This is a genomic window from Streptomyces rimosus subsp. rimosus, from assembly GCF_000720725.1.
In the GTDB taxonomy this organism is placed as follows: domain Bacteria; phylum Actinomycetota; class Actinomycetes; order Streptomycetales; family Streptomycetaceae; genus Streptomyces; species Streptomyces rimosus_A.
In genome coordinates, this window is sequence record NZ_JOCQ01000032.1 from 14352 (window position 1) to 35292 (window position 20941).

At 72.4% G+C, this 20941-nt stretch carries 19 protein-coding genes; 13 read left to right on the plus strand and 6 right to left on the minus strand.

The annotated features are described in order from the left end of the window. Window positions 1-28: 28 nt before the first annotated feature. Together IH45_RS0118150 and IH45_RS0118155 are read left to right on the plus strand one after the other, a co-directional pair. Window positions 29-2902: a serine hydrolase gene (locus tag IH45_RS0118150; protein WP_030668857.1), complete on the plus strand. Its 2874-nt coding sequence runs from the start codon at window positions 29-31 to the stop codon at window positions 2900-2902. Between the two features lie 225 nt (window positions 2903-3127). Then, the gene (locus IH45_RS0118155; RefSeq protein ID WP_032917750.1) at window positions 3128-4519 is read left to right on the plus strand and encodes a glycosyltransferase family 39 protein; all 1392 of its coding nucleotides are present in this window, start codon (window positions 3128-3130) and stop codon (window positions 4517-4519) included. Between the two features lie 54 nt (window positions 4520-4573). Here IH45_RS0118155 and IH45_RS0118160 read toward each other — a convergent pair whose 3' ends face one another. After that, window positions 4574-5317, minus strand: a complete 744-nt coding sequence (locus IH45_RS0118160) for an ArsR/SmtB family transcription factor (RefSeq protein WP_050514968.1) — start codon at window positions 5315-5317, stop codon at window positions 4574-4576. A 64-nt stretch (window positions 5318-5381) separates the two neighbouring features. On the opposite strand from IH45_RS0118160, the gene IH45_RS0118165 reads away from it, so the two are divergent. Together IH45_RS0118165 and IH45_RS0118170 are read left to right on the plus strand one after the other, a co-directional pair. Continuing rightward, the gene (locus tag IH45_RS0118165; protein WP_199810684.1) at window positions 5382-6371 is read left to right on the plus strand and encodes a cytochrome P450 family protein; all 990 of its coding nucleotides are present in this window, start codon (window positions 5382-5384) and stop codon (window positions 6369-6371) included. Continuing rightward, window positions 6368-7228 (plus strand): isocitrate lyase/PEP mutase family protein, encoded by an 861-nt coding sequence (locus tag IH45_RS0118170; RefSeq protein WP_050514969.1) that lies wholly within the window; start codon window positions 6368-6370, stop codon window positions 7226-7228. Before IH45_RS0118165 ends, IH45_RS0118170 begins: the two co-directional genes overlap by 4 nt. A gap of 53 nt (window positions 7229-7281) precedes the next feature. Here IH45_RS0118170 and IH45_RS0118175 read toward each other — a convergent pair whose 3' ends face one another. Continuing rightward, window positions 7282-7590, minus strand: a complete 309-nt coding sequence (locus tag IH45_RS0118175) for a hypothetical protein (RefSeq protein WP_030668872.1) — start codon at window positions 7588-7590, stop codon at window positions 7282-7284. Window positions 7591-7913: 323 nt separating this feature from the next. On the opposite strand from IH45_RS0118175, the gene IH45_RS0118180 reads away from it, so the two are divergent. Further along, complete coding sequence (locus IH45_RS0118180) at window positions 7914-8600, plus strand: hypothetical protein (RefSeq protein WP_030668876.1); 687 nt, start codon at window positions 7914-7916, stop codon at window positions 8598-8600. Next, a complete protein-coding gene (locus IH45_RS01000000143760) occupies window positions 8597-10057 on the plus strand; it encodes a sensor histidine kinase (RefSeq protein WP_032917752.1) in 1461 nt (486 codons plus the stop codon). Before IH45_RS0118180 ends, IH45_RS01000000143760 begins: the two co-directional genes overlap by 4 nt. Here IH45_RS01000000143760 and IH45_RS1000000146600 read toward each other — a convergent pair. Together IH45_RS1000000146600 and IH45_RS1000000149345 are read right to left on the minus strand one after the other, a co-directional pair. Beyond that, window positions 10005-12128, minus strand: coding sequence for an esterase-like activity of phytase family protein (locus tag IH45_RS1000000146600; RefSeq protein WP_050514957.1), 2124 nt, complete (start codon window positions 12126-12128; stop codon window positions 10005-10007). The genes IH45_RS01000000143760 and IH45_RS1000000146600 overlap by 53 nt on opposite strands. A gap of 1 nt (window position 12129) precedes the next feature. Next, on the minus strand, window positions 12130-12597 hold the full coding sequence (locus IH45_RS1000000149345; RefSeq protein WP_050514958.1) for an effector-associated constant component EACC1: 468 nt from the start codon (window positions 12595-12597) through the stop codon (window positions 12130-12132). 207 nt (window positions 12598-12804) lie between these two features. Here IH45_RS1000000149345 and IH45_RS0118200 point away from each other — a divergent pair, with 207 nt between their 5' ends. Next, the gene (locus IH45_RS0118200) at window positions 12805-13380 is read left to right on the plus strand and encodes a hypothetical protein (protein ID WP_030668889.1); all 576 of its coding nucleotides are present in this window, start codon (window positions 12805-12807) and stop codon (window positions 13378-13380) included. A gap of 88 nt (window positions 13381-13468) precedes the next feature. Here the strand turns inward: IH45_RS0118200 and IH45_RS0118205 are convergent, their stop codons facing one another. Continuing rightward, window positions 13469-14341: a helix-turn-helix transcriptional regulator gene (locus IH45_RS0118205; RefSeq protein ID WP_030668892.1), complete on the minus strand. Its 873-nt coding sequence runs from the start codon at window positions 14339-14341 to the stop codon at window positions 13469-13471. An 86-nt stretch (window positions 14342-14427) separates the two neighbouring features. Here IH45_RS0118205 and IH45_RS0118210 point away from each other — a divergent pair, with 86 nt between their 5' ends. Then, window positions 14428-15258, plus strand: coding sequence for an SDR family NAD(P)-dependent oxidoreductase (locus IH45_RS0118210; RefSeq protein ID WP_394298682.1), 831 nt, complete (start codon window positions 14428-14430; stop codon window positions 15256-15258). A 184-nt stretch (window positions 15259-15442) separates the two neighbouring features. Here IH45_RS0118210 and recQ read toward each other — a convergent pair whose 3' ends face one another. Then, window positions 15443-17551 (minus strand): DNA helicase RecQ, encoded by a 2109-nt coding sequence (gene recQ / locus IH45_RS0118215; protein WP_078897639.1) that lies wholly within the window; start codon window positions 17549-17551, stop codon window positions 15443-15445. Window positions 17552-17914: 363 nt separating this feature from the next. Between recQ and IH45_RS0118220 the strand changes: the two genes are divergently transcribed. From IH45_RS0118220 to IH45_RS0118240, 5 genes are all read left to right on the plus strand, one after another. After that, window positions 17915-18442, plus strand: coding sequence for a DUF4232 domain-containing protein (locus IH45_RS0118220; RefSeq protein WP_030668899.1), 528 nt, complete (start codon window positions 17915-17917; stop codon window positions 18440-18442). Between the two features lie 105 nt (window positions 18443-18547). Continuing rightward, complete coding sequence (locus tag IH45_RS0118225; RefSeq protein ID WP_030668901.1) at window positions 18548-18832, plus strand: hypothetical protein; 285 nt, start codon at window positions 18548-18550, stop codon at window positions 18830-18832. A gap of 236 nt (window positions 18833-19068) precedes the next feature. Beyond that, window positions 19069-19440 (plus strand): hypothetical protein, encoded by a 372-nt coding sequence (locus IH45_RS0118230; protein ID WP_030668903.1) that lies wholly within the window; start codon window positions 19069-19071, stop codon window positions 19438-19440. Further along, window positions 19440-20159 carry an RNA polymerase sigma factor gene (locus IH45_RS0118235; RefSeq protein WP_078897640.1) on the plus strand — a complete coding sequence of 240 codons (720 nt, stop codon included), beginning with the start codon at window positions 19440-19442 and terminating at the stop codon, window positions 20157-20159. The genes IH45_RS0118230 and IH45_RS0118235 overlap by 1 nt, the downstream gene beginning before the upstream one ends. Further along, the gene (locus IH45_RS0118240) at window positions 20140-20904 is read left to right on the plus strand and encodes a hypothetical protein (RefSeq protein WP_030668907.1); all 765 of its coding nucleotides are present in this window, start codon (window positions 20140-20142) and stop codon (window positions 20902-20904) included. Before IH45_RS0118235 ends, IH45_RS0118240 begins: the two co-directional genes overlap by 20 nt. Window positions 20905-20941 lie beyond the last annotated feature (37 nt).

The window sequence follows — 20941 nt, forward strand, 5'->3', positions numbered from 1 at the left end:
CGTATCGCGACGTGTGAAGGAGACATAGGTGGCGGGCGAGTCCCCCGGCAAGCCGGAGCAGAAGCAGTCGTCGGGGGAGACGACGGGGAGCGAACGCGACCCGCGACTCGCGGTCTTCCGAGAGGCGCCGAAGCCGGACGAGAAGGCCGGCGAGCGCGACGGGAAGGCCGGCGGGTCCGAGGGCGAGGGTGCGGCGGCCGGGAAGACCGGTAAGTCCGGTAAGCCCGGGAAGTCGGACGCGGTCGCTGAGGCGGGTGAGCCGGGTTCGGCCGGTGAGGCTCGTACGGTGGACAAGTCCGGTACGGCGGACAAGGCCGCCGCTGACGGCAAGGCCGGGGCGGACGGCGAGGGCCGTGACGCGCGGCTGCGCGAAGCGGTTGCCGCGTGGGTGGCGACGTCGGACGAGGACGGTGGCGAGAGCGCGGCCGGTGGCGAGAGCGCGGCTGGTGGCGACGCGGAGGGCGAGTCGAAGCCGAAGCCTGAATCGGAGCCGGAAGACCGTGCGAAGGATGAGGCGGCTGAGGCGCCGGTGACGAAGGCGTCGGGAGACGCCGGTACGGCGACGGAGAAGGCCACCGGGGGCGCGGCGAAGAGCGGCGCCAAGAGCGCGGCCGAGGGCGCTTCCGGGGGCGCGGGCAAGGGTGCCGCCAAGGCAGAGGCCGAGGACACGTCTCAGAGCGCCTCTGAGAGCCCCTCCAAGGGTGGTGGCAAGGCTTCCGGGTCCGCTTCCGGCGTCAAGGGCGGCGCCGGGGGTTCCGGCGCGGAGAGCGGCGCCAAGGACTCCTCCGGGTCCGCGGCCAAGGACGCTGCCGCTTCCGCGACCGAGGGCGAGCCCAAGGTCGTGAAGCAGTCGAAGTCCGTCGACCAGCCGACCGCGATCTTCAAGGCGCCGAGTGCCGACGAGGCCGCGAGCAAGCCGGCCGACAACGCGACGCGCGCGTTCTCGATCGCAAAGCAGAAGGGTTCGGACGGCGGCGATTCCGCGAAGACCGCCGAGGGCACGAAGGACGCGAAGGACGCGAAGGGTGCGAAGGGCGCGGACGAGGCCGGGAAGGCCGACGCCAAGGCGGACGCCAAGCCCGGTACGAAGGCCGCTCCTGCCCCCGGCAAGTCCGACGACAAGCCGTCGGCTGCTGCCAAGCCGTCGACCCCCAAGCCGCCGGCCGACCAGCCGACCACGGCGATCAAGGCCGTACGGCCGGCCGGCGCCGCGGAGTCGGACGGGGAGCGCACCAGCCAGTTCGTGGCGCTGAAGTCCACCGACCCGCAGCCGATCAAGCCGCCGCGCCCGGTCGTGGCCGACAAGCCCGGCAAGCAGGGCAAGGCGGGTAAGCCGGGCAAGGCGGAGAAGGACGCCGCGAAGACCGAGGAGAAGCCCGGCACCAAGGCGGCGGCCGGTAAGGCCGCCGCCGGTACGGACACGAAGCCGGCCGCCGAGCCGGACGCCGCCCCGGGCACGAAGTGGGGCGCGAAGGCGGCCGGCACCACCGGAGCCGAAGCCAAGACCGCCACGCCCGAGGCGCCCGCCGGGGCGACGACCGGCACGGCCGCGCAGCCCGGCGCACTCCCGGACTCCGAGCGGACCAAGCAGCAGCCGCTCCCGCCGCTGGACCTGCTGGCCCAGCTGACCAACACCCCGCCGCCGCCCGAGACCCCGATGCGGTCGGTCGCCCGCCGGTTCAAGATCTGGACCCCGGTGGTGATCCTGTTGGCGATCATCTTCGTGGTCGTCCAGCAGGTGCGGCCGCTGCCGGACCCGACGTTGGCGCTGGGCGAGAAGTCCTCGTTCACGTTCGGGGGCAGCCCGTTCCAGATGCCGTGGCCCAGCGAGGGCCAGGCGGCGGCGAAGGTCGTGGGCGCGGGCAACCTGGGCACGTCCGGGGACGAGAAGCCGGTGCCGACGGCGAGTGTCGCCAAGATCATGACCGCGTACGTGATTCTGAAGAACCACCCTCTCAAGAAGGACGAAGAGGGACCGAAGCTCACGATCGACGCCAAGACGGTGCAGGAGGGCAAGGCCGAGGGCGAGTCGACGATCAAGAGCCTCAAGGAGGGGCAGCAGTACAGCGAGGCCAAAATGCTTCAGATGCTGATGATCCCCTCGGGCAACAACATCGCCCGCGCGCTGGCCCGTTGGGACGCCGGGTCCGAGGCGAAGTTCGCCGAGAAGATGAACGCCGCGGCCAAGGACCTCGGCATGAAGAACAGCACGTACACCGACCCCAGCGGTCTGAACAAGACCACCGTCAGCACCGCCGTCGACCAGCTCAAGCTGGCCGAGGAGGTCATGAAGTTCGACGCGTTCAGGCCGATCGTCGCGCTCCCCGACGCGGAGAAGGGGCTGCCGGAGCGGATCTTCAACAACAACCAGCTGCTCGCGACGGCCCGTGAGCTGAGCGTCAAGGGCATCAAGACCGGCTCCAGCACGGCGGCCGGCGGAACCCTGGTGTGGGCGGCCTACAAGACGGTGGACGGCAAGGACCAGCTCATCCTGGGCGCCACGATGGGGCAGCACGCCAAGGGGCCGGACCGTAACGGCGAGAACAGCCTCGCCCTGGTCCAGCAGCGCACCAAGCCCATGATCGAAGCCATCCGTAACGCCCTGGTCTCCGCCACAACCGTCAAGAAGGGCCAGGTCGTCGGCTACGTGGACGACGGCGTCGGCGGTCAGACGCCCGTCGTGGCGACGAAGGACCTGGAGGCGATCGGCGTCCCCGGCCAGAAGATCGACTTCAAGATCGGCCCGGCCGCCGGCAAGCCCGTCCCCCACGAGGCCAAGGCCGGCACCGTCGTCGGCGAGCTGACCGTCGGCACCGGGGCGAGGGCGGCCAAGGTGCCGGTGGCCCTGCAGAAGGACCTCGCCGAACCGACCTTCGGCGCGAAGCTGACGCGCATCGGCTGAGCGCGCGCGAGCGGGCCGTACGACACGAGCCGCCGCCCACCGGCAGGCCCCCGCCTGCCGGTGGGCGGCGGCTGTCGTACGGTCTAAGCGTGTCCGGACAGTCACGCCCGGCCCGGTGAAGCGGAGTCCGTCATCGATGTAGCGCAGACCGCGTACGCGTCCTTCGCGCGCGCCCGGGGTGCCTGGGCGTCGCGGGGGGCCGTCGCGCTGTTTCCGGCGGCTCTGATGCTGGTTACGGGGCTGTGGGGGATTCGCCGCCAGGGCAGCATGTGGCGTGACGAGGCGGTCACGTACGACATGGCGCACCGCACGCTGGCGGAGCTGTGGCCGACGCTCCAGACCGTGGACGCGGTGCACGGCCTCTATTACGTCCTCATGCGCGGCTGGTTCCTCGTCTTCGACGGGGGAGTGGTGGCTCTGCGACTGCCGTCCGTGGTCGCGATGGCGGCCGCCGCCGCCGGTGTCACGCTGCTCGGCCGGCAACTGGCGGGCCGGCGGGCGGGGCTCTTCGCGGGGCTGGTCTTCGTCCTGCTGCCGATGGTGCAGCAGTACGCGCAGGAGGGCCGCTCCTACGCGTTGGTCTGCGCGCTGGTGGTGTGGTCCACGTACGTACTGGCGCGGGTCGCGGCCCGTCCGGGCAGGCGCCTGTGGGCGGGCTACGGGGCGCTGTCGCTGGCGGCCTGCCTGATGCACGAGTTCGCCGTACTGGCCCTGCCCGCGCACGGCGCCGCCGTCGTCCTGTCCGGCCTGCCGCGTGCCGTCCGGCGGGCCTGGTGTGTGGTGGCGGGCGCGGTGGTCGTCGCGCTCGTCCCGCTGGCGCTGTTCAGCATGGGGCAGTCGGAACAGCTCAGCTGGCTCCAGTGGCCCAACCCCGTCCAGCTGGGCACGTTCATCGCCCTGGTGCTGGGTGGCCTGCTCTGCTCCCGCGCCCCGGTCGGCCGGGCGGGCGTCCGGCGGCTGCGGCTGCGGCCGGTCGCACTGCCGCTGCTGGTGCTGCCCACGGCGCTGCTGGTGCTGCTCTCCCAGCTCAAGCCGATGTACGTGGACCGTTACGTCCTGTACTACGTGGCCGGCTTCGCCCTCCTGGCGGGCGCCGCGCTCGACTGGGTGTTGCGGCCCGTCGGCCATCGCGGCCAGACCCGGCGCCGACTGCTGTACCGGTCGGTGGCGCTGGCCGTGGTGCCGGCGCTGCTCGTCCCCGTCAACGTCTTCCTGCGCAGCCCGCAGAGCCGTACGGACGACGCGATCGCGGTGACCCGCGCGGTCGAGGAGCTGTCGTCACCGGGCGACGGGCTGCTGTTCCTGCCCGCCCGGCGGCGGGTGTGGGCGGCTGCCGAGCCGCACGAGTTCCTCCGCCTGCGGGACCTGGCGCTCGACCGCAGCCCGGTCGCCTCGCACACCCTGTACGGCACGGAGCTGTCCGGCGACCGCATCCACGCGCACATGATGCAGGCCCGCCGTATCGTCGCGGTCGGCGACGCGAAGGGGCAGCCGCTCGACAAGACCGACCAGGAAATAGCCAAGCGGATGACTCTGCGCGCCGCTTTCCAGGTCTGCGCGACGCGGGAGCTCACGGGGGCAAGGGTTACGTTGTATGCGCGGCCGGGGTATTGCTAACCGGGGTACTGCGAGGCGCCCTTACGGGACCATTGACGGCCTCTTGCAGGGCCCTTACAGGAGCGCCTCCGCCTCCAGCCCCAGCAGGTCGCGCAGAGCCCCCGCGCCCGTCGTCGTCAGCCGTACCGCACGGCCGCTGCCGACGCGCCGTACCCATGCCCGCTCCAGCAGTTCCGCGCACAGCCGGGCGCCCGCCACGCCCGCCAGGTGCTGCCGTCGTTCGGTCCAGTCCAGGCAGCCGCGGGCCGTCGGGCGGCGGCCCGCGCGTAGGGCGGCGGCGTCGGTGCCGAGGGCGTCGGCGAACCACGTACGGCCCGTACCGGTGAGTGCGAAGCCGCCGTCCTGGTCGAGCAGGCCGCGCTCGGTCATGGCGTCGGTGAGGGCCACGCCCAGGCGTCCGGCCAGGTGGTCGTAGCACGTGCGCCCGCGGGCCAGCGCGGCCGAGGCGTTGACGGCGCGCAGCCCGCGCGGCGGGGCGGCGGGCGGTTCGAGGTGCGCGGTGAGTACTTCGAGCAGTTCGGCGACGCGGGGGCTCGCGAGCTGTACGTAACGGTGGCGGCCCTGGCGCCGCTGCACCAGCAGCCCGCCCTCGGTCAGCCGCGTCAGGTGCTCGCTCGCGCTGGACGGCGCGACTCGCGCGTACGCCGCCAGCTCGCCCGCCGTCCAGGCCCGCCCGTCCAGCAGGGCCAGGCAGAAGGCGGCCCGGGTGCGGTCCGCGAGCAGGCCCGCGAGGCGCGCCAGCTCGGAGCTGTGATCCGGAGCCGGTGCTGAAACCGATGACGGTGCCCGTGTGGTCATGTAGTCCATTGTGCGCGGCCACGTTTCGGCCGACCCCGAAACGAAACGGTCCTACGGTCCAGTCATGCGGACCTTGGAAACCTCGGACGAGACACGAGCGGATGTGGGCCCGGACGCGCTCACCGACCCGGGATGGGTGGTGCCGCCGGTGCCCCAGGACGTACCGGAGGGCGGGATGGCCTGGCTGCGGGCCCGGGTCGCCCGCTTCAGCAGCGGGGAGGCACACACGCGGCGGCGGGCCCTCGCGGTCGGCCCGCTCGGCGGACAGGACGCGGCGGACACACTGCGCGACGCCGCACGCGTACGGACGGAAGCGCTGCTGGACGGGATGAAACCGGGGTCGGGGACGGAGCCGGGCACGGTGGACGTGATGGCGCGGGTGGCGCGCGTCGTACCCGCCGAGGTGCTCGCCGGATTTCTCGGGCTGCCGGTCACGGCGGAGACGGCCGGGCTGGTCGGGCACGTCGCCCGCGCCTACCACGCGCACGGCGAGACCGTCCCGGCCGCCGACCGCGCCCTCGCCCGGCTCGTGACGGCCTGCGGCGGTGCGTGGGACGAGGCCACGGCGGCCCGGATCGGGCTGCTGGTGCAGGCGTACGACGCGACGGCGGGGCTGATCGGCAACGCGGCGTACCGGATGCTGGCGGAGGACGCGCCGGAGCGACAGGCCGGGCCCGTTGCCGATTCCGTCGTCACCGGCCGGCTCGACCGGACGCTGAGCGTCGACCCACCCGTACGGGGCACCTTCCGCGCCCGCGTGGACGGCGGTGACCCGGTACGGATCAGCCTCGTCACGGACGACGGATCGCTCGCCTTCGGCGCCGGACCGCACGCCTGCCCCGGGCGCGCCCACGCCCGGGCCCTCGCGGCCGGAGTGCTGGACGCGCTGCTCGTATGCGGCTGTCGACTCGTCGGGCCGGATTCCGCGTATGAGCCGTATGAGCCGTCCGAACCGTCCGAACCGTCCGAACCGTCCGAGTATGGGCCGTACGAGCCGTCCGAACCGTCCGCGAACCTGCGGGTGCCGGTGAGGCTGGAGGTGACGTGCGCGTGAGTGCTGAAACCAGCAGGCCAACAGGTGCCGACCGCACGGATCGAACCCGTACCTTCCACGCCCTCCACCACCGCGACGCGCCGCTCCTGCTCCCCAACGCCTGGGACGCCGCCTCGGCCGTCGCCCTCGCGGCCGCGGGCTTCGCCGCGGTCGGCACCACGAGCCTGGGTGTCGCCGCCGCCCTCGGCGAACCCGACGGGCAGGGATCGGCTCTCGTACGGGACGCCACGCTCGCCCTCGCTCGGCGGCTGGGCAGCCGCCTGGCCTGCCCGTACACGGTGGACATCGAGGGCGGCTTCGGCGGTGGGCCGGAGGAAGTGGGGCAACTGGCGCGGGAGTTGGCCGGGGCGGGCGCCTCCGGCGTCAACCTGGAGGACGGGCTGCCGGGGCGCGCGGGGGACGGCCCGCTGGTCCCGGCCCAGGAGCAGGCCGAGTTGATCCGAGCCGTCAAGGAGAGTGCGCCGGGCCTCTACGTCAACGCCCGCATCGATACGCACTGGCTCGTGGCGGACCCCGCCGAACGGCCGCTGGACGAGACGCTGCGACGCGCCGAAACGTATCTGTCGGCCGGGGCGGACGGGATCTTCGTACCGGGGGTCGCCGACGAGCGGGCCATCGCCACACTCGTCGCGGCCATCCCGGCGCCGCTGAACATCCTGTACGCGCCGGGCCGCCACCGCCTCGCCCGCTTGGCGGAGCTGGGAGTACGGCGCGTCAGCACCGGCTCCCTGCTGTTCCGTTCGGCGCTGCACGCGGCGGTGGGGCTGGCCGAGTCCGTACGGGCGGACGACCTGGGGGCCGGCCTTGCCGGGGTGCCCGGTTACGGGGAGGTGCAGCGCCTGGCGGGGCTGGAGTGAGTGGTGGGGCTGGAGTGAGTGGTGGGCGATCAGGCCTGCGGGCCTGGTGGTGCTCAGCCCTGCTGCGCCTGCCGCCGACGGTGCACCGTGAGGCCCACGCCCGCCGCGCCCAGCACGCCGGCCGCGCCCACGAGCCCGCCCGTCGGGAGCTGGCCGATCCGCTCGGCGACTCCGACGATGCCGTCCTCCGGCAGTACGGCGGACTTGCGGCCCATCGCGTGCGAAACGGTGGTGTCGGAGGTGCGGGAGGCGTCGGTGGCGGTGTCGGCGGCGAACGCGCCGCTCGCCGGGAGGGCCAGAACGGCTGCGACACCGGTCGCGACGGCGGCGGTACGGATCACGGAGCGGCGCTTTGCCCGCATGGGACTACTCCTCGTCGTGGCGGTTTCCGGCCGCCGTAGGTCTGCTGGGTTCGTCGTGCGTGGATCTGCTGCTGCGTCGTGCTGCTGCATCGTGTTGCGGCTCGTGCTGCGTCGTGCTGGCAGAGATCAATCTACGAGGCGTGTTTCACGGCGATCCGTAGGTTGTGTAACAGCCTGGGCCCGCTCTGCGGGCAGTGGTGTCACGGCACGGGGGTGACCAGCCGTCGTCGCGCCCCCACTATGGGTAACTTTGTCTCGTTACGTACGACCGTGTCCGTACCTACGGCTGCGGGAGCCCCGTGGCGGGAAGGTGGTGGTGGGCCGTGCGGCGCCGGATGCTCTCGGCGGTGGTCCCGCTCGTGGTGCCCCTCGTGGTGCCGCTGCCGCTCGCCCTGACGGCGGGCTGCGCGGACTTCACGGGCCTGCACGACGACGGGCGGGCGCGGAGTGTGAAGGCGCCGCTCGCCTTGTGGGCCGACAGGACGCCCTCGCCGCGCTTTCGCGAGGCGGACCCCGGCGACCAGCGCGCCGTGCCGGGCGTCGCGCGGGTCCCGTCCGGTGACATGAAGGACACCGACCCGGCGGCCGTCGTCCGCGCGGACCATACGGCTGACGGGGAGCGGCCGCCCGCCGCGAAAGCCGTCCGCGCACCGGTGTACCACGACCTCACGGACGACGGACGGCCCGACCTGATCAGCGCCGTCGACCTGGACGGACGCACCAGCGAACTGCGCGTCTACAGCGTCCGGAAGGAGGTGGTGACCCGCGTCCTCGCCCTGCGCGCCGTGCTCGCCGGCGTCGACCTGGCCGCCGGGCACCTCTCCGTACGCGAGCCCACCAAGGACCCGCGCTACGTCAGCGTCACCGACTACGTCTGGGACGGCAGCCGGATGGGCCTGTGGGACCTCACCCTGGACGAGTACCGGCACCCGCAGAACCCGCTGCCCACAACGTCGCCCGGCTCGTCGGCAAGTCCCCCACCACCCCCCTCCGCCGGAGACCGGCTGTGACCCGCCCGGCGCTCTCCCTCCGCTGGAAGATCGCGCTGACCGTCACGGCGGTGTGCTGCGCCGTGGCCGCCGTCCTGGGTGTGCTCGTCCACAACGCAGTGGCCCGCCAGACCGTCGGCCAGGTGCACAAGGAGACACTGACCGACCTGGACGAGGCGCTGGAACTGTACGAGTACGGCACTTCTCGCGAGGGCCTGAACTCCGTACTGGACCCCGCCGAACTGCCGCCGGAACTCCGCACGTCGGTGCATCACGACCGGCGCGGCAGCATGGTCGGCACCTACCGGGGGAAGCGCGTCATGTGGGCGGCGGCGCCGGCCGGCGACCAGGTGATGGCGGTCTGGTCCCCGTACGAGAACACCCGCCGCTCCCTGGAGAACCTGGACACGGCCATCTTCGGCTCGGCCGTCCTCGCCGCCACCGCCGTCGCCCTCGCCGGCCTGTTCCTCGCCCACCGCATCAGCCGACGGCTGGGCACCACGGCCGCCGTCGCCCGCCGCATCACGGCCGGGGACCTGGACGCGCGGGTCGGCGCCGAGGACCGGGGGCGGCGCCGCCCCGCGCCGCAGGACGAGGTGGCGGCGGTGGCCGCGGCACTGGACTCGGTGGCCGGTTCGCTCCAGGGCCGCCTCCAGGCCGAACAGCGCTTCACCGCCGACGTCGCCCACGAGCTGCGTACCCCGCTGACCGGCATCCTTGCCTCGGCCGAGCTGCTGCCCGAGGGCCGCCCCAAGGAGATGATCAACGACCGGCTGCGGGCGCTGCACCGGCTCACCGAGGACCTGCTGGAGATCTCCCGGCTCGACTCCGGCGCCGAACGCGCCGACCTGGCCTCTTACGAGCTGGGCGCGCTGGTCCGCAGTTCGGTGCGGGGCCTGGGCCTCGACACCGAGGTACGGATCGTGCGCGAAGCGGTCGTCCGGACGGACCGCCGCCGCCTGGACCGCATCCTGTGCAACCTCGTCCTGAACGCGCACCGGCACGGGGAGCCGCCGGTGGTGGTGACGGTGGACGTGCCGGACGGGGGGTCTTCCGCGGCGGGGGAGGGCGGAGGCACGTACGGGACGCACGCGGCGTACGGGTCACAGGCCGCGTACGGGACGCAGGCGGCGTACGGCGGAGACGGCAGCCAGGGCGCGCACGGGGGCGGCCCCGAACCGGTCCCCGTCGTGGAAGTACGCGACCACGGCCCGGGCTTCCCGCAAGCGCTGCTGAACCGCGGTCCGCAGCGCTTCCGTACCGACGCGCCCGGCCGCGGCAAGGGGCACGGCCTCGGCCTGACCATCGCGGTCGGGCAGGCGGCCGTCATGGGGATCGGGCTGAGCTTCACCAACGCCCCGGACGGCGGCGCGCGGGCCGTGCTCCGCCTCACCCCGCCGCCGGACGGCCCACCCGCCGCGTCGCCTACTCCGCGGCCGGCCGACCCACCCGGACAGCCAGGGCGTACACCCGGGTGATCTGATGCGGGCTGTTGTTGTTGTCCGAGACGAGGAACAGCGGCAGCCGCCCCTTGTACGGGCCCGAGGACAGCGGCGCGGTGCCGAGCGCCATCCCTTCGGCGTTCTCCAGCAGCGGGTTCAACTGTGGCTGCGCAGCCGCCGAACCGCCCCTCGGACACGTCACGAGATCGACGGCCTCCCACTTCTTCGCGAACGCGTCGACCGGCTCGGACTGCAGCGACTCGACCCGGGACACGTCCTTCGCACGGCTCAGATCGGCGCCGAAGATCCGTACCGCGTTCCCCTGGCCCTCGGCGTGGTTGGTCTCCAGGACCAGCAGCCGGTCGCCGCCCAGCACCACCAGCTCCGACACGCGCAGACCGGCCGCCGACTGATAGGCGTACTGCTTGTCCGGTACGTACGTGCCGCCGGGCGTCCCCTTGAAGCGCTGGATGCGCAGCAGGCCGCGGCCGCGCGCCTTGCCGTCGCGGAAGAGCGGCGCCTCCAGGCCCGCGTACAGATACCGCCCGTCCGAGGACGCGCCCAGTGCCTCCAGATTCTCCGGCCCCGACCACTCGACGAGGTTGCGCGGCAGCTCGATACGGCCCAGCTCCGCGCCGTCCGACACCCGGAACCTGCGGATGGACGGGCCCGCCTCCGAGGCGACCAGTACGGTGCGCCCGCCCTGCTCCAGGACCAGTCCCTCGCCGTCGAAACGGCCGCCACCGGTGGGGTGGAGGGTGCGCATGTCCACGGCGCGGGCGGCGGGCGGGGCGGCCCCCGTAGTGCCGAGGTCCAGGTCGAAGATCCGGCCGGGCGGGTTGTCGGCCAGCGCCCAGGCGCGGGAGGGGCCGGACATCGCCAGGCCGGACAGCCCGTCGACCGGTACGGCGGCCTCGTACTCGACACCGTCGAGCGCGTCGCTGTGGCCGATCAGCGCCACATCGTCGGAACAGTCGCCGGAGGACGGCTCGTCGTCCCCGGACCGCCACCACACGAAGGACGGTACGGCGACGGCCGCCACGCAGAGGGAGGCGACCAGCCCCCGGCGCCGAACCCGGCGCTTCCTCGCCTCCTCCTCCCGCTCCTGCTCGCGCTGTTGCTCCAGCTCCCGTTCCCGGTCCGTCGCGGAACCGCCCGGGCTGTCCGGTCCTCCGGCCGCGGTCCGGCCGCCCTGCGGCACCTGGGGTACGGGTCGCGCCGCCCGGTTCCGTACGAACGGCAGCTTCTCGATGCTGTTCTGGCTCTGCTGCTGGGGAAGCGGCCGGTTCTTCGCCCGTAGCGCGCGGCGGACCTCGCGGTAGATGGCTTCCAGGGTGAGGTGGGTGTCCACCCCGTTCGCGTCCGGAGGCTCACCAGGCCCTGAGGGCGCTGCATCCGTAGCCCGGCTGCCCCCTTGCGGCCCCGGAACGCCGTCCCACAGCACCCGCAGGAACTCCCCGGTGAACGCCGTGTACTCCTCGCCCTCGGGGGCCAGCGCCTCGACGTTCCACGGCGTCGAGGTGAGCAGGTACGAGACGCCCTCCATGCTGTCCATGCCCTCGAACAGGGCCTCGCCGAGCCGGCTGGACGCCAGTTGGGTGGCCGCGGCGGTGGACATGGCACCGCCGGCCATCGTCCCGGCGGACATTCCCTTGATCACGCTGCCGCTGTAGCAGCAGTCGAGGATGACGATGCGGAGCCTGGGCGGCGTACGGGTGCCCAGCACGCTGCGCAGCCAGGCGTACGGGATGCCGCTGTGCAGCTTCCCGGCCTCCGTGCCGGGCAGCGTGAGGTACAGCCCCTCCTGTTTGGAGTCGAGGAAGCCGTGCCCGGCGTAGTACACGATCAGCGTGTCCTTCGCGGTGTGGACCGCCTGCTCGACCGGGCGCAACGCGGCGGTGATCGTCCGCGGGTTGAGCACCACCCGGCAGTTGCGCTTCGGCATGCCGCCGATGGTCCGGTCGGTCAGCGCGGCCCGGAGCGCCTTGAGGTTGTTCCGCACGGCGGGCAGCTGCGGCAGGCTGGTGTACGAATCGACGCCGACGATCACACAGGCCGACTCGGCGGGGTTGAACACCGGCCCGGGGGCGGAACCGAAGTCCGTCATGTCAGCCCCTGTTCCGGGCGTCCGGGTTCCGGTCCCTGTCCGGGTTCCGGTCCCCGTCCGGGTTTCGGTCCCCGTCCGGGTTCCGGTCCCCGCCCGGGTTCCGGTGCCCGCTCGGCTCCCGGGGCCGCTCCAACTCCTCCAGGGCGCGCAGGATGCTCCGCGCGCCGTCCGTGTCCGACGTGGCGAAACTGACCCGTACGCCGTCGCGTTCGACCGTAATCCTGGGGCGCGCCGCGTAAGCCCTGCGCCAGCCGTCGATGGCGATCGCGAGGCTGCTGAGCTGGAACGCGCTGTCCACGATCAGCTGCACCGCCTCGAACCCCAGCCCCATCCTCCCGGGCTCCGCCTCGCGCGCCCGCAACGAGACCCGCGCGCTGCGGGCGACCGCGGGGTCGTCCGCCAGCCAGTCGCACAGCGACCGCAGCTCCCGGTCGCTCCCGGCATCGTCCAGCCTGACCTGAATGCTCATCCGTCCCCCATGTCGCCGTCTGCCGCCGTCCGGCCTCGTGCCAACTCTCGCCCCATACCCCGCCGCCCCGCCGGGATTCACGGAATGGTGGGCGTGCTCCGAGCAGCGATGCACCCGAACGAGGCATATTCGTCGAAGAGTTGACGTGGGGAGGAGGGCCGCCGGAACCGAATGCCCTCGGCGGACCTCTCTGGCAGGATCACCTTCATGTCGAACGTTTCATCGAATACGTACACCTACACCCGTGTCGGGGCGATCCTGCACGAGATCGGCATGGTGACCGAGGAGAAGTTGCGCAGCGTCCTCGCGGAGGCCGCCGACTACGCGGACGAGGAGATCGACCAGTACGAGGCGGCGGGCGCCCTGGAAGAGTTCGGTGTGGCGGTCTCCGTCCACGCCGACGACATCGACTCGATCTACGACGACTACACGGACCTGATGGAGTCCGCCGTCGAAGCCGCGGGCGGCCGGGTCACCATCACCGGCGTGCGGCTCGTCGAGGGCGAGGGGGACCTCGAAGGCGGCCGGATGGACACCCTGATGTTCGAACGGAACGGCATACCCATGTCCATCGTCGCCGATCACTACGCGGAGGACTACTACGACCCGGCCGCGGCCTGCGAGGTCATCGCCGTGACCGCCCACGAGGACGACCCCCGCACCTGGCGCGAGCTCGACTTCGAGCGCGAACCGTACCGCGGTTACGACAACATCATGGTCCTGGTCACGCCCGAGCAGGCGCAGGCACTGCGGGAGCGCCTGGGGTTCAGGTTCCATGAGTAGCCGGGGGGTTCAGGTTCTCGGACCAGTCGGTGCCGTTCAGGTTCTCGGATCAGCCGGCGGGTTCAGGTCCTCGGACCAGCCGGTACGGTCAGGTCCTCGGATCAGCCGGTACGTCCATGCGCTGCGTCCCGATCACCGACAGCAGCCGCAACGCCTCCTCCGACGGTGAGCCGGGCGCGGCGGTGTAGATGGCGACCTTCTGGTCGCGGTCGGCGATGTCCAGGACGTCGCAGGTGACGCTGACCGGGCCGACGAGCGGATGCGCGAAGGTCTTGCAGAGGGTGGGCCGGGCGGCCACGTCATGGGCGGCCCAGAGGCGGGCGAACTCCTCGCTCCCGGCGAGGAGTTCGTCGACCAGGCCGGTCACCTCCGGATCGTTGGGGTAGCGGGCCGCGGCCGCGCGCAGGTGCCGGGCCGTGGACCGGGCGAACTCGTCCGCGTCCGATACGCCGTACAGCCGCCGACCGTCCTCGCGCGGACCGAGGAAGGCTCGCCGCAGGAGGTTGCGGTCCCGGCGCGGCAGTGCTGAGAAGTCCTCCATCAGCGCGGCGGCCAGGTCGTTCCAGGCGATGACCTCGTACGTCGCCGACAGCACGATTGCCGCCGCGTCCGGCAGCCGCTTCAGCAGATCGACGATGCTCTGCCGCACCTCGCGCGAAGGACCGGGAGGGGGGCCGGGCGGGGTGCCGGCGAGGTGGTGGAGATGGTCGCGCTCGGCTTCCGAGAGGCGCAGCGCGCGGGCGAGCTGGGCCAGCACCTCGCGGGAGGGGTGCGGAGCGCGGGCCTGCTCCAGCCGCGCGTAGTACTCGGTCGAGATGTACGCCAGCTGCGCCACCTCCTCACGCCGCAGCCCCGGCGTGCGGCGGCGCGTCCCGGTGGGCAGTCCCACATCGGCGGGCCTGATGCGTTCGCGCCTGCTGCGCAGGAAGTCGCCCAGCTCTTGTCGTACTCGCTGATCCATCTCGCCAGTGTGCGCGGGGGCGCGCCACCCATCCAGGTACTGCTGGTTCCTGGATGAGCGGGGCGGGCGCGCGCAGGCTCATCGGCATGAACGACATACCTACCGTGTCTGCTGACTCTGTGCCTGCTGCCTCTGGGTCCGGTACGGCCACGCCCGTCTCGGGGCTGCTCGTCGGCAAGGTCGCCTTCGTCACCGGTGCCGGGCGGGGCATCGGCGCCGCCTCGGCGCGGCTGTTCGCCCGGGAGGGTGCCCGGGTGCTCCTCGCGGCACGTACCGAGCACCAGCTCAAGGCGGTGACGGAGGAGATCCGGGCGGCCGGCGGCACCGCGGACCATGTGGTGTGCGACCTGGCCGACCCGGCGAGCGTCCAGGCGGCCGTCGACCGGTGTGTCGAGCTGTACGGCAGGCTCGACGTGGCCTTCAACAACGGCGCCACGGGCCAGCCGCCCGGCCCGATGGACCAGCTGTCGGAGGCCGACTTCGACCACGTCTGCGCCGTCAACCTCAAAGGCCCATGGCTGGCCATGACCGCCGAGATCACCGCCATCCGCGCCACCGCGCGGCGCGGAGCCATCGTCAACACCTCCAGCGTCGGCAGTCTGATGGGCAACCCCGAGCTGCCCGCGTACGGCGCCGCGAAGCGGGCGCTCAACAGCCTCACCGCGTCGGCGGCCGTCACGTACGGCCCGGAGGACATCCGCGTCAACGCCATCGCGCCCGGCACCACGCTCACCGAGATGCTGCGCGAGTGGGACGAGAAGTCCCCCGGCACCATCGAGCAGCTCAACGCGCAGACCCCGCTTGGCCGCCCCGCCGACCCGGAAGAGATCGCCCAGGCCGCGGCCTGGCTCCTCAGCGACCGCTCCTCCTACGTCACCGGGACGGTGCTCCGGGTGGACGGAGGGATGCGGGCCTGAGCCGCCCTCCCGCGGCGGGAGAACGGTCCGGACCGCTCCGTACGGGCCCGGCCCTGCGTACGGGCTCGACCGCTCCGTGCGGGCCCGGTCACTCCGTGCGGGCCGACCGCTCCGTGCAGGCGTGACCACCGCATGCAGGCCCGGCCACTGCGTACAGGCCCGACCCGCTCCGTACGGCCCCGTTTCACTCCTCCTCGTACGGCGGCTCCCCCCAGTCCGGTTCATCCCAGCCCAGCTCATCGCTGAACCCGGCGCCCGGGCCTTCGGTGGTCGGCGCGCCCGCGGTAGGACCTCCCGCGGGCGCGCCCCCAGCCGGTCCACCCGAGGCAGGCGCACCCGAGGCAGGCGCACCTGCGGTCGCCCCATCCGCGGCTGACGCGCCCGCAGCTGACGCGCCCGCAGCCGACGCGCCCGCAGTCGACGCCCCCTGCCCCGCCAGCACGTCCAGGATCTGCTCGCCGTACTTCGCGAGCTTGTTCTCGCCCACGCCGCTCACCGAGCCGAGTGCGGCCAGGCTCGCCGGGTGGGCCGTGGCGATCTCGCGCAGCGTGGCGTCGTGGAAGATCACGTACGCCGGTACGCCCTGCTCCTTGGCCGTACGCGCCCGCCAGGCCCGCAGCTCCTCGAAGACCGGAACGGCCTCCTCCGGCAGGTCCACCGGCGCCGCGCGCCGCCCCTTGGCCGCCTTCGCGGCCTTGGCGGCCTTGGCCGTCTTCTCGGGCTCGCGCCGCATCGGCACCTCACGCCGCCCCCGCAGCACCTCACCGCTCTCCTCGGTGAGCACCAGCGTGCCGTAGTCGCCCTCCACCGCGAGCAGCCGCTGCGCCAGCAACTGCCGCACCACGCCCCGCCATTCGGCCTCGCGCAGATCGCTCCCGATCCCGAAGACGCTCAGCGCGTCGTGATCGAACTGGATGACCTTCGCGGTCTTCTTCCCCAGCAGGATGTCGATGATCTGTCCGGCGCCGAACTTCTGCTTCCGCTCCCGCTGCAACCGCACCACCGTGGAGAGCAGCTTCTGCGCGGGGACCGTGCCGTCCCAGGTCTGCGGCGGCGTCAGGCACGTGTCGCAGTTCCCGCACGGGCCGCTCTCCTGCCCGAAGTAGGCGAGCAGCCGCACCCGCCGGCACTCCACCGTCTCGCACAGTGCCAGCATCGCGTCGAGGTGCGCCGTCAGCCGCCTGCGGTGGGCGTCGTCGCCGTCCGATCCGTCGATCATCTTGCGCTGCTGGACGACGTCCTGGAGCCCGTACGCCAGCCACGCCGTTGACGGCTGGCCGTCCCGCCCCGCGCGGCCCGTTTCCTGGTAATAGCCCTCCACCGATTTCGGCAGGTCGAGGTGGGCCACGAACCGTACGTCCGGCTTGTCGATGCCCATCCCGAACGCGATGGTGGCGACGACAACCACCCCGTCCTCCCGCAGAAAACGCGCCTGGTGTTCCGCGCGCGTCCGCGCTTCCAGCCCGGCGTGATACGGAAGCGCCGTGATCCCGTTCTGCGCCAGGAATTCGGCGGTCTTCTCCACCGAAGCGCGCGAGAGGCAGTACACGATTCCGGCGTCACCGGCGTGCTCGGTACGCAGCAATTCCAGCAGCTGCTTCTTCGGGTCGCTCTTGCCGGCGATACGGTACTGAATGTTCGGCCGGTCGAAACTGGCCACGAAATGCCGGGCGCCCTCCATGCCCAGCCGTGTGGTGATCTCCCGGTGGGTGGCCTCCGTGGCCGTCGCCGTCAGCGCCATCCGCGGCACCTCGGGCCACCGCTCGCGCAGCATCGACAGGGCCAGGTAGTCCGGCCGGAAGTCGTGGCCCCACTGCGCGACGCAGTGCGCCTCGTCGATCGCGAACAGGGAGATCTTGCCCCGGTCCAGCAGGTTCAGCGTCTGCTCCACGCGCAGCCGCTCCGGCGCCAGATACAGCAGGTCCAGCTCCCCGGAAAGGAACTCGGCCTCCACCAGCCGCCGCTCTTCGAAGTCCTGCGTGGAATTGAGGAACCCGGCCCGGACCCCCAGCGCCCGCAGCGCGTCGACCTGGTCCTGCATGAGCGCGATCAGCGGCGAGATCACGATCCCGACCCCGGGCCGCACCAGCGCCGGAATCTGGTAGCAGAGGGATTTCCCGCCGCCGGTCGGCATCAGTACGACCGCGTCGCCACCCGTTATGACGTGCTCAATGATCGTTTGCTGTTCCCCGCGGAACGCGTCGTAACCGAATACCCGCCGCAGCACGCCCACTGCGCCACTGGCGTCGTCCACCGTTTCCCCGGCCCCGGGAGCCATCTCCACCTCGCTCATGCCAGCAGCGTACGAGCTATCCCGCCACCCGCGCTCAAGCCTGTGGATAACTCGGCGCGGGACCGGCCGCCTCTGCTACTCCCGCGCAGCTCGCACGGCCGCTGCGGCGCCGCAGGGCCTTGGCGTCCTCGTACAACGAAATCCACCACCCAGCCGTCTCACACGACGACGAGGAACACCGAACAACGCCGTACAACGCCGTACAACGCCGTCAACGCCGTCAACGCCCGCGACCCAACGCAGGCTGTACGGCCCATACAGCCTGCGGGGCCCGCTCAGCACCCCGACACGTTCCAGCAACCCGTCCCACACCCTGACGCACCCAGTAGCGCCCATCGGCCTTCTTCACTCCCGGAGACCCACATGCGCTTCCACCGCCCCGCCACCCTCCTCCTCACCACCGCCGCCGCAACACTCATGACCTTCACCACCCCCACCACCACCGCCTCAGCCACCACCCCCTCCACTCCCTCCATCCCCTCCACCACCTCCCCACCCCGCCCCTGCCCCGAATCCGCCCTGAAGATCACCGCATCCACCCTCACCCCTCAGCACCCCGACACCCTGCGCATCAGCGCCACCAACCGCACCACCACCTGCGTCATCGACCGCATCCCCACCGTGACCTTCGGTGACCTGGACGGCGCCGCGCAGCCCGACCCGCCCTCCGAGAGCGCCCCGTACCGGCTCGCGCCGGGGGCCAGTGCGTACGCGACGGTCCGTACGGTCACCGGCGGGCCGTCCCCGTCCACCCGTACCGTCGGCTTCGTCACCGTCGCCGCCGACCCCGCCCACCACGGCCGCCGCTTCGACGCCGCGGCCCTGGGTGCGCCCGCCGGCATCCCCGTCTGGTCGCCGACCACGACCTGGTGGCGCCCGAGCGCCCGCTGATCAAGTCGGCGCCGTACGGCCACCCCGCGGTTCAACTGGCGTACGCCGGGGGCGGGTTATGGCGAACCGCCCGCCCCCGCCCCCGTCATCCACCAAAGTGAGCGCATGAGTCTCACGACTGCCGGCGAGTCGCCGGGCCCCGTGCGTTTCTTCCTGCTGTGCGACCGCATGGGCTGCGATTCCCGCGCCGTTCTCGACCTGGTCGTCGCCGATCCGCCGCCGGACATCGAGAAGGACCTCTTCGGTCACCTCTTGCACAGTGCCAAGACGGCCGCCCCGCACATCGCCGACATGGGCTGGACGTACTACCAGGGCGACGGTTACTGGTGCCCGCGCTGTTCAGCCCCGCGTTCCCAGCGCCCCCGCCGGGGCCGCACCCGCTCGTCCTGACTCCCGGGCCGCGTCCCGTTCGCCCGTTCGCCCGTTCGCGCGCTCCGCCCGTTCGCCCATTCCGCCCGACCCTCGAACAAGAGTAACTGGCTGGTAGCACTCCGTAAGATTTTGCCTTCTTTCCTTGCACGCTTGAGCACTCCTGAACGCTATTGCGGGCAGAGAGCTCGTACTGGCTCTCCGGTGCCGGGACGAGCAGGCACCGTCCACCCCCGACCGGAGGGACCGAGGGCTCCGTGAACCTTGATCTCGTACGTGACTGGACCGTGGCCGCCATCGCGGCCCGGGTGTTCAGCGCCGACATACGAATGCTGCTGCGCCGCCTCGCCGCCGCCCAGGTGCTGGCGGGCGTAGCCGAACTCACGCGCGCCGGCGCGGGAACCCGTACCGGTGCCGCCACCCGCGAACGCCTCCGTACCCGAACCCGCAGCCGTGCCGATGCCCCCGCCCGCCGGCCGCGCGACTACGCCTCTCCGTACGTCTCCCCGTACGTATCCCCGGATGTCTCCCCGCCCGTCTCCCCGTACAACTCGCCGTACGACGACCCCTCCGGCGCTTCCTCCTACGACCCCCAGCGCGATCACGACCTCCGGGAGGGCGAGCGCTGATGTCCGAACGCGAGCCGAGCGCCGACCACGACCCGCGGCCCGGACCGGTCCGGGGGCCGCACGCGGCCCCCACCCGTACACCCCAATCCGCCACCGGCCCCCAGAAGTATCCTTTCCGCCCGCCCGGCGCGCCGGGAACGGCCGGCACCCCCGGCGCCACCGGCACCCCCGGCACCCACACCCTCCCCAGCATCGGCCTGCCCGCCGACTTCCGCGCCTTCCACCAGCTCTACCGCGCCGGATACATCCGGTACGCCGAGCTCTACCTGAAGTCCCGCGCGGACGCCGAGGAAGCCGTGGACCTGGCCTTCGAGCAGCTCATGCTCGCCTGGCCGACCGTTCTGCGACAGGCGGTCCCCGAGGCGTACGCCTGGCGCGTGGTGAAGCACCGCACCATCGACCACGCCAGGGCCCGCGGCCGCCGCCCGGTCGTCGTCGACGTCGCCGCGTTCGAGACCCACTCCCTGCGCCACGCCCTCGACCCCATCAGCGAGTTGGAGGAATCCCTCACCCTCTACCAGACACTCGCCGCGCTGCCCGAGCGCCAGCGGGACGTCATGCTGCTGCGGTACGCCCTCGGATACGCCACCAAGGAAACGGCGCGCCTCATGGGGATCACCGAGGCCGGCGTCCGCTCGACCATCCGCCACGCACTCCGCCGTCTGCGCCAGGCTTTCGGCCTGGAGGAAGGGGAAGACGATGCCCGCCTCGCCGACTGATCTCGACCGCCTCCTGGCCAAGGCCCGCCTCGACACGCCCCCTTACACAGAACGCGAGGTGGCCGCTGCCGAGGCCCGGTTGAGCGCCCGGGTGGCCGACCGTGTCCTGCACGGCGCCCTGTCCTTCGACGCCGCCATACAGGCCCGCGTGGAAGCCGCCCTGGGCCGCGACCGCACCACCGGCGAACGCGGCGAACCCGCCGAACAACGCCGGATGCACGACGCCGCGCAGGATCTCCAGCGCCTCTGCGCCCTCGTCGTCGCCGAGCCCGAAGCCCTCCACCAGATGTCCGCCTTCATCGGCGGCGGACGTCTCCTCGAACCCGACGGCGCGCGCGTACTGGCCTGCGTCCTGCAACTGGCCGGGCGCGAGGACTCCGCCCGCTTCTGGTGGCAGTACGCCGCCGGCGCCGGCGACACCTCCTCCGCCTACTGCCTCTACCTCCACCACCTCTCCCTCGCCGAAGTCGGCGAGGCCCACTGGTGGCACGCCCACGCCGACCCGGACCGCCCCGCCCGCACCCGTCCCTCGGCCGACGCGTACGACCTGGTCATCTCCTGGGCCGTAAGCCTCGAAGTGGCCCGGGGCTTCGCCCCGCCGCCGACCCGCACCACAGCCGCCGCCGTACTCGGCTACGTCTCCAAGGCCATCCAATTCACCGACAACCCCGACCTGGACCTGCCCCTGCCACCGGTCGGCTTCGCGGAACGGATCACCCAACTGACCACGTCGAAGCACGGTTGACGGCGCCCATCGGTACGGGCGCGAAGTGCGGGGGACG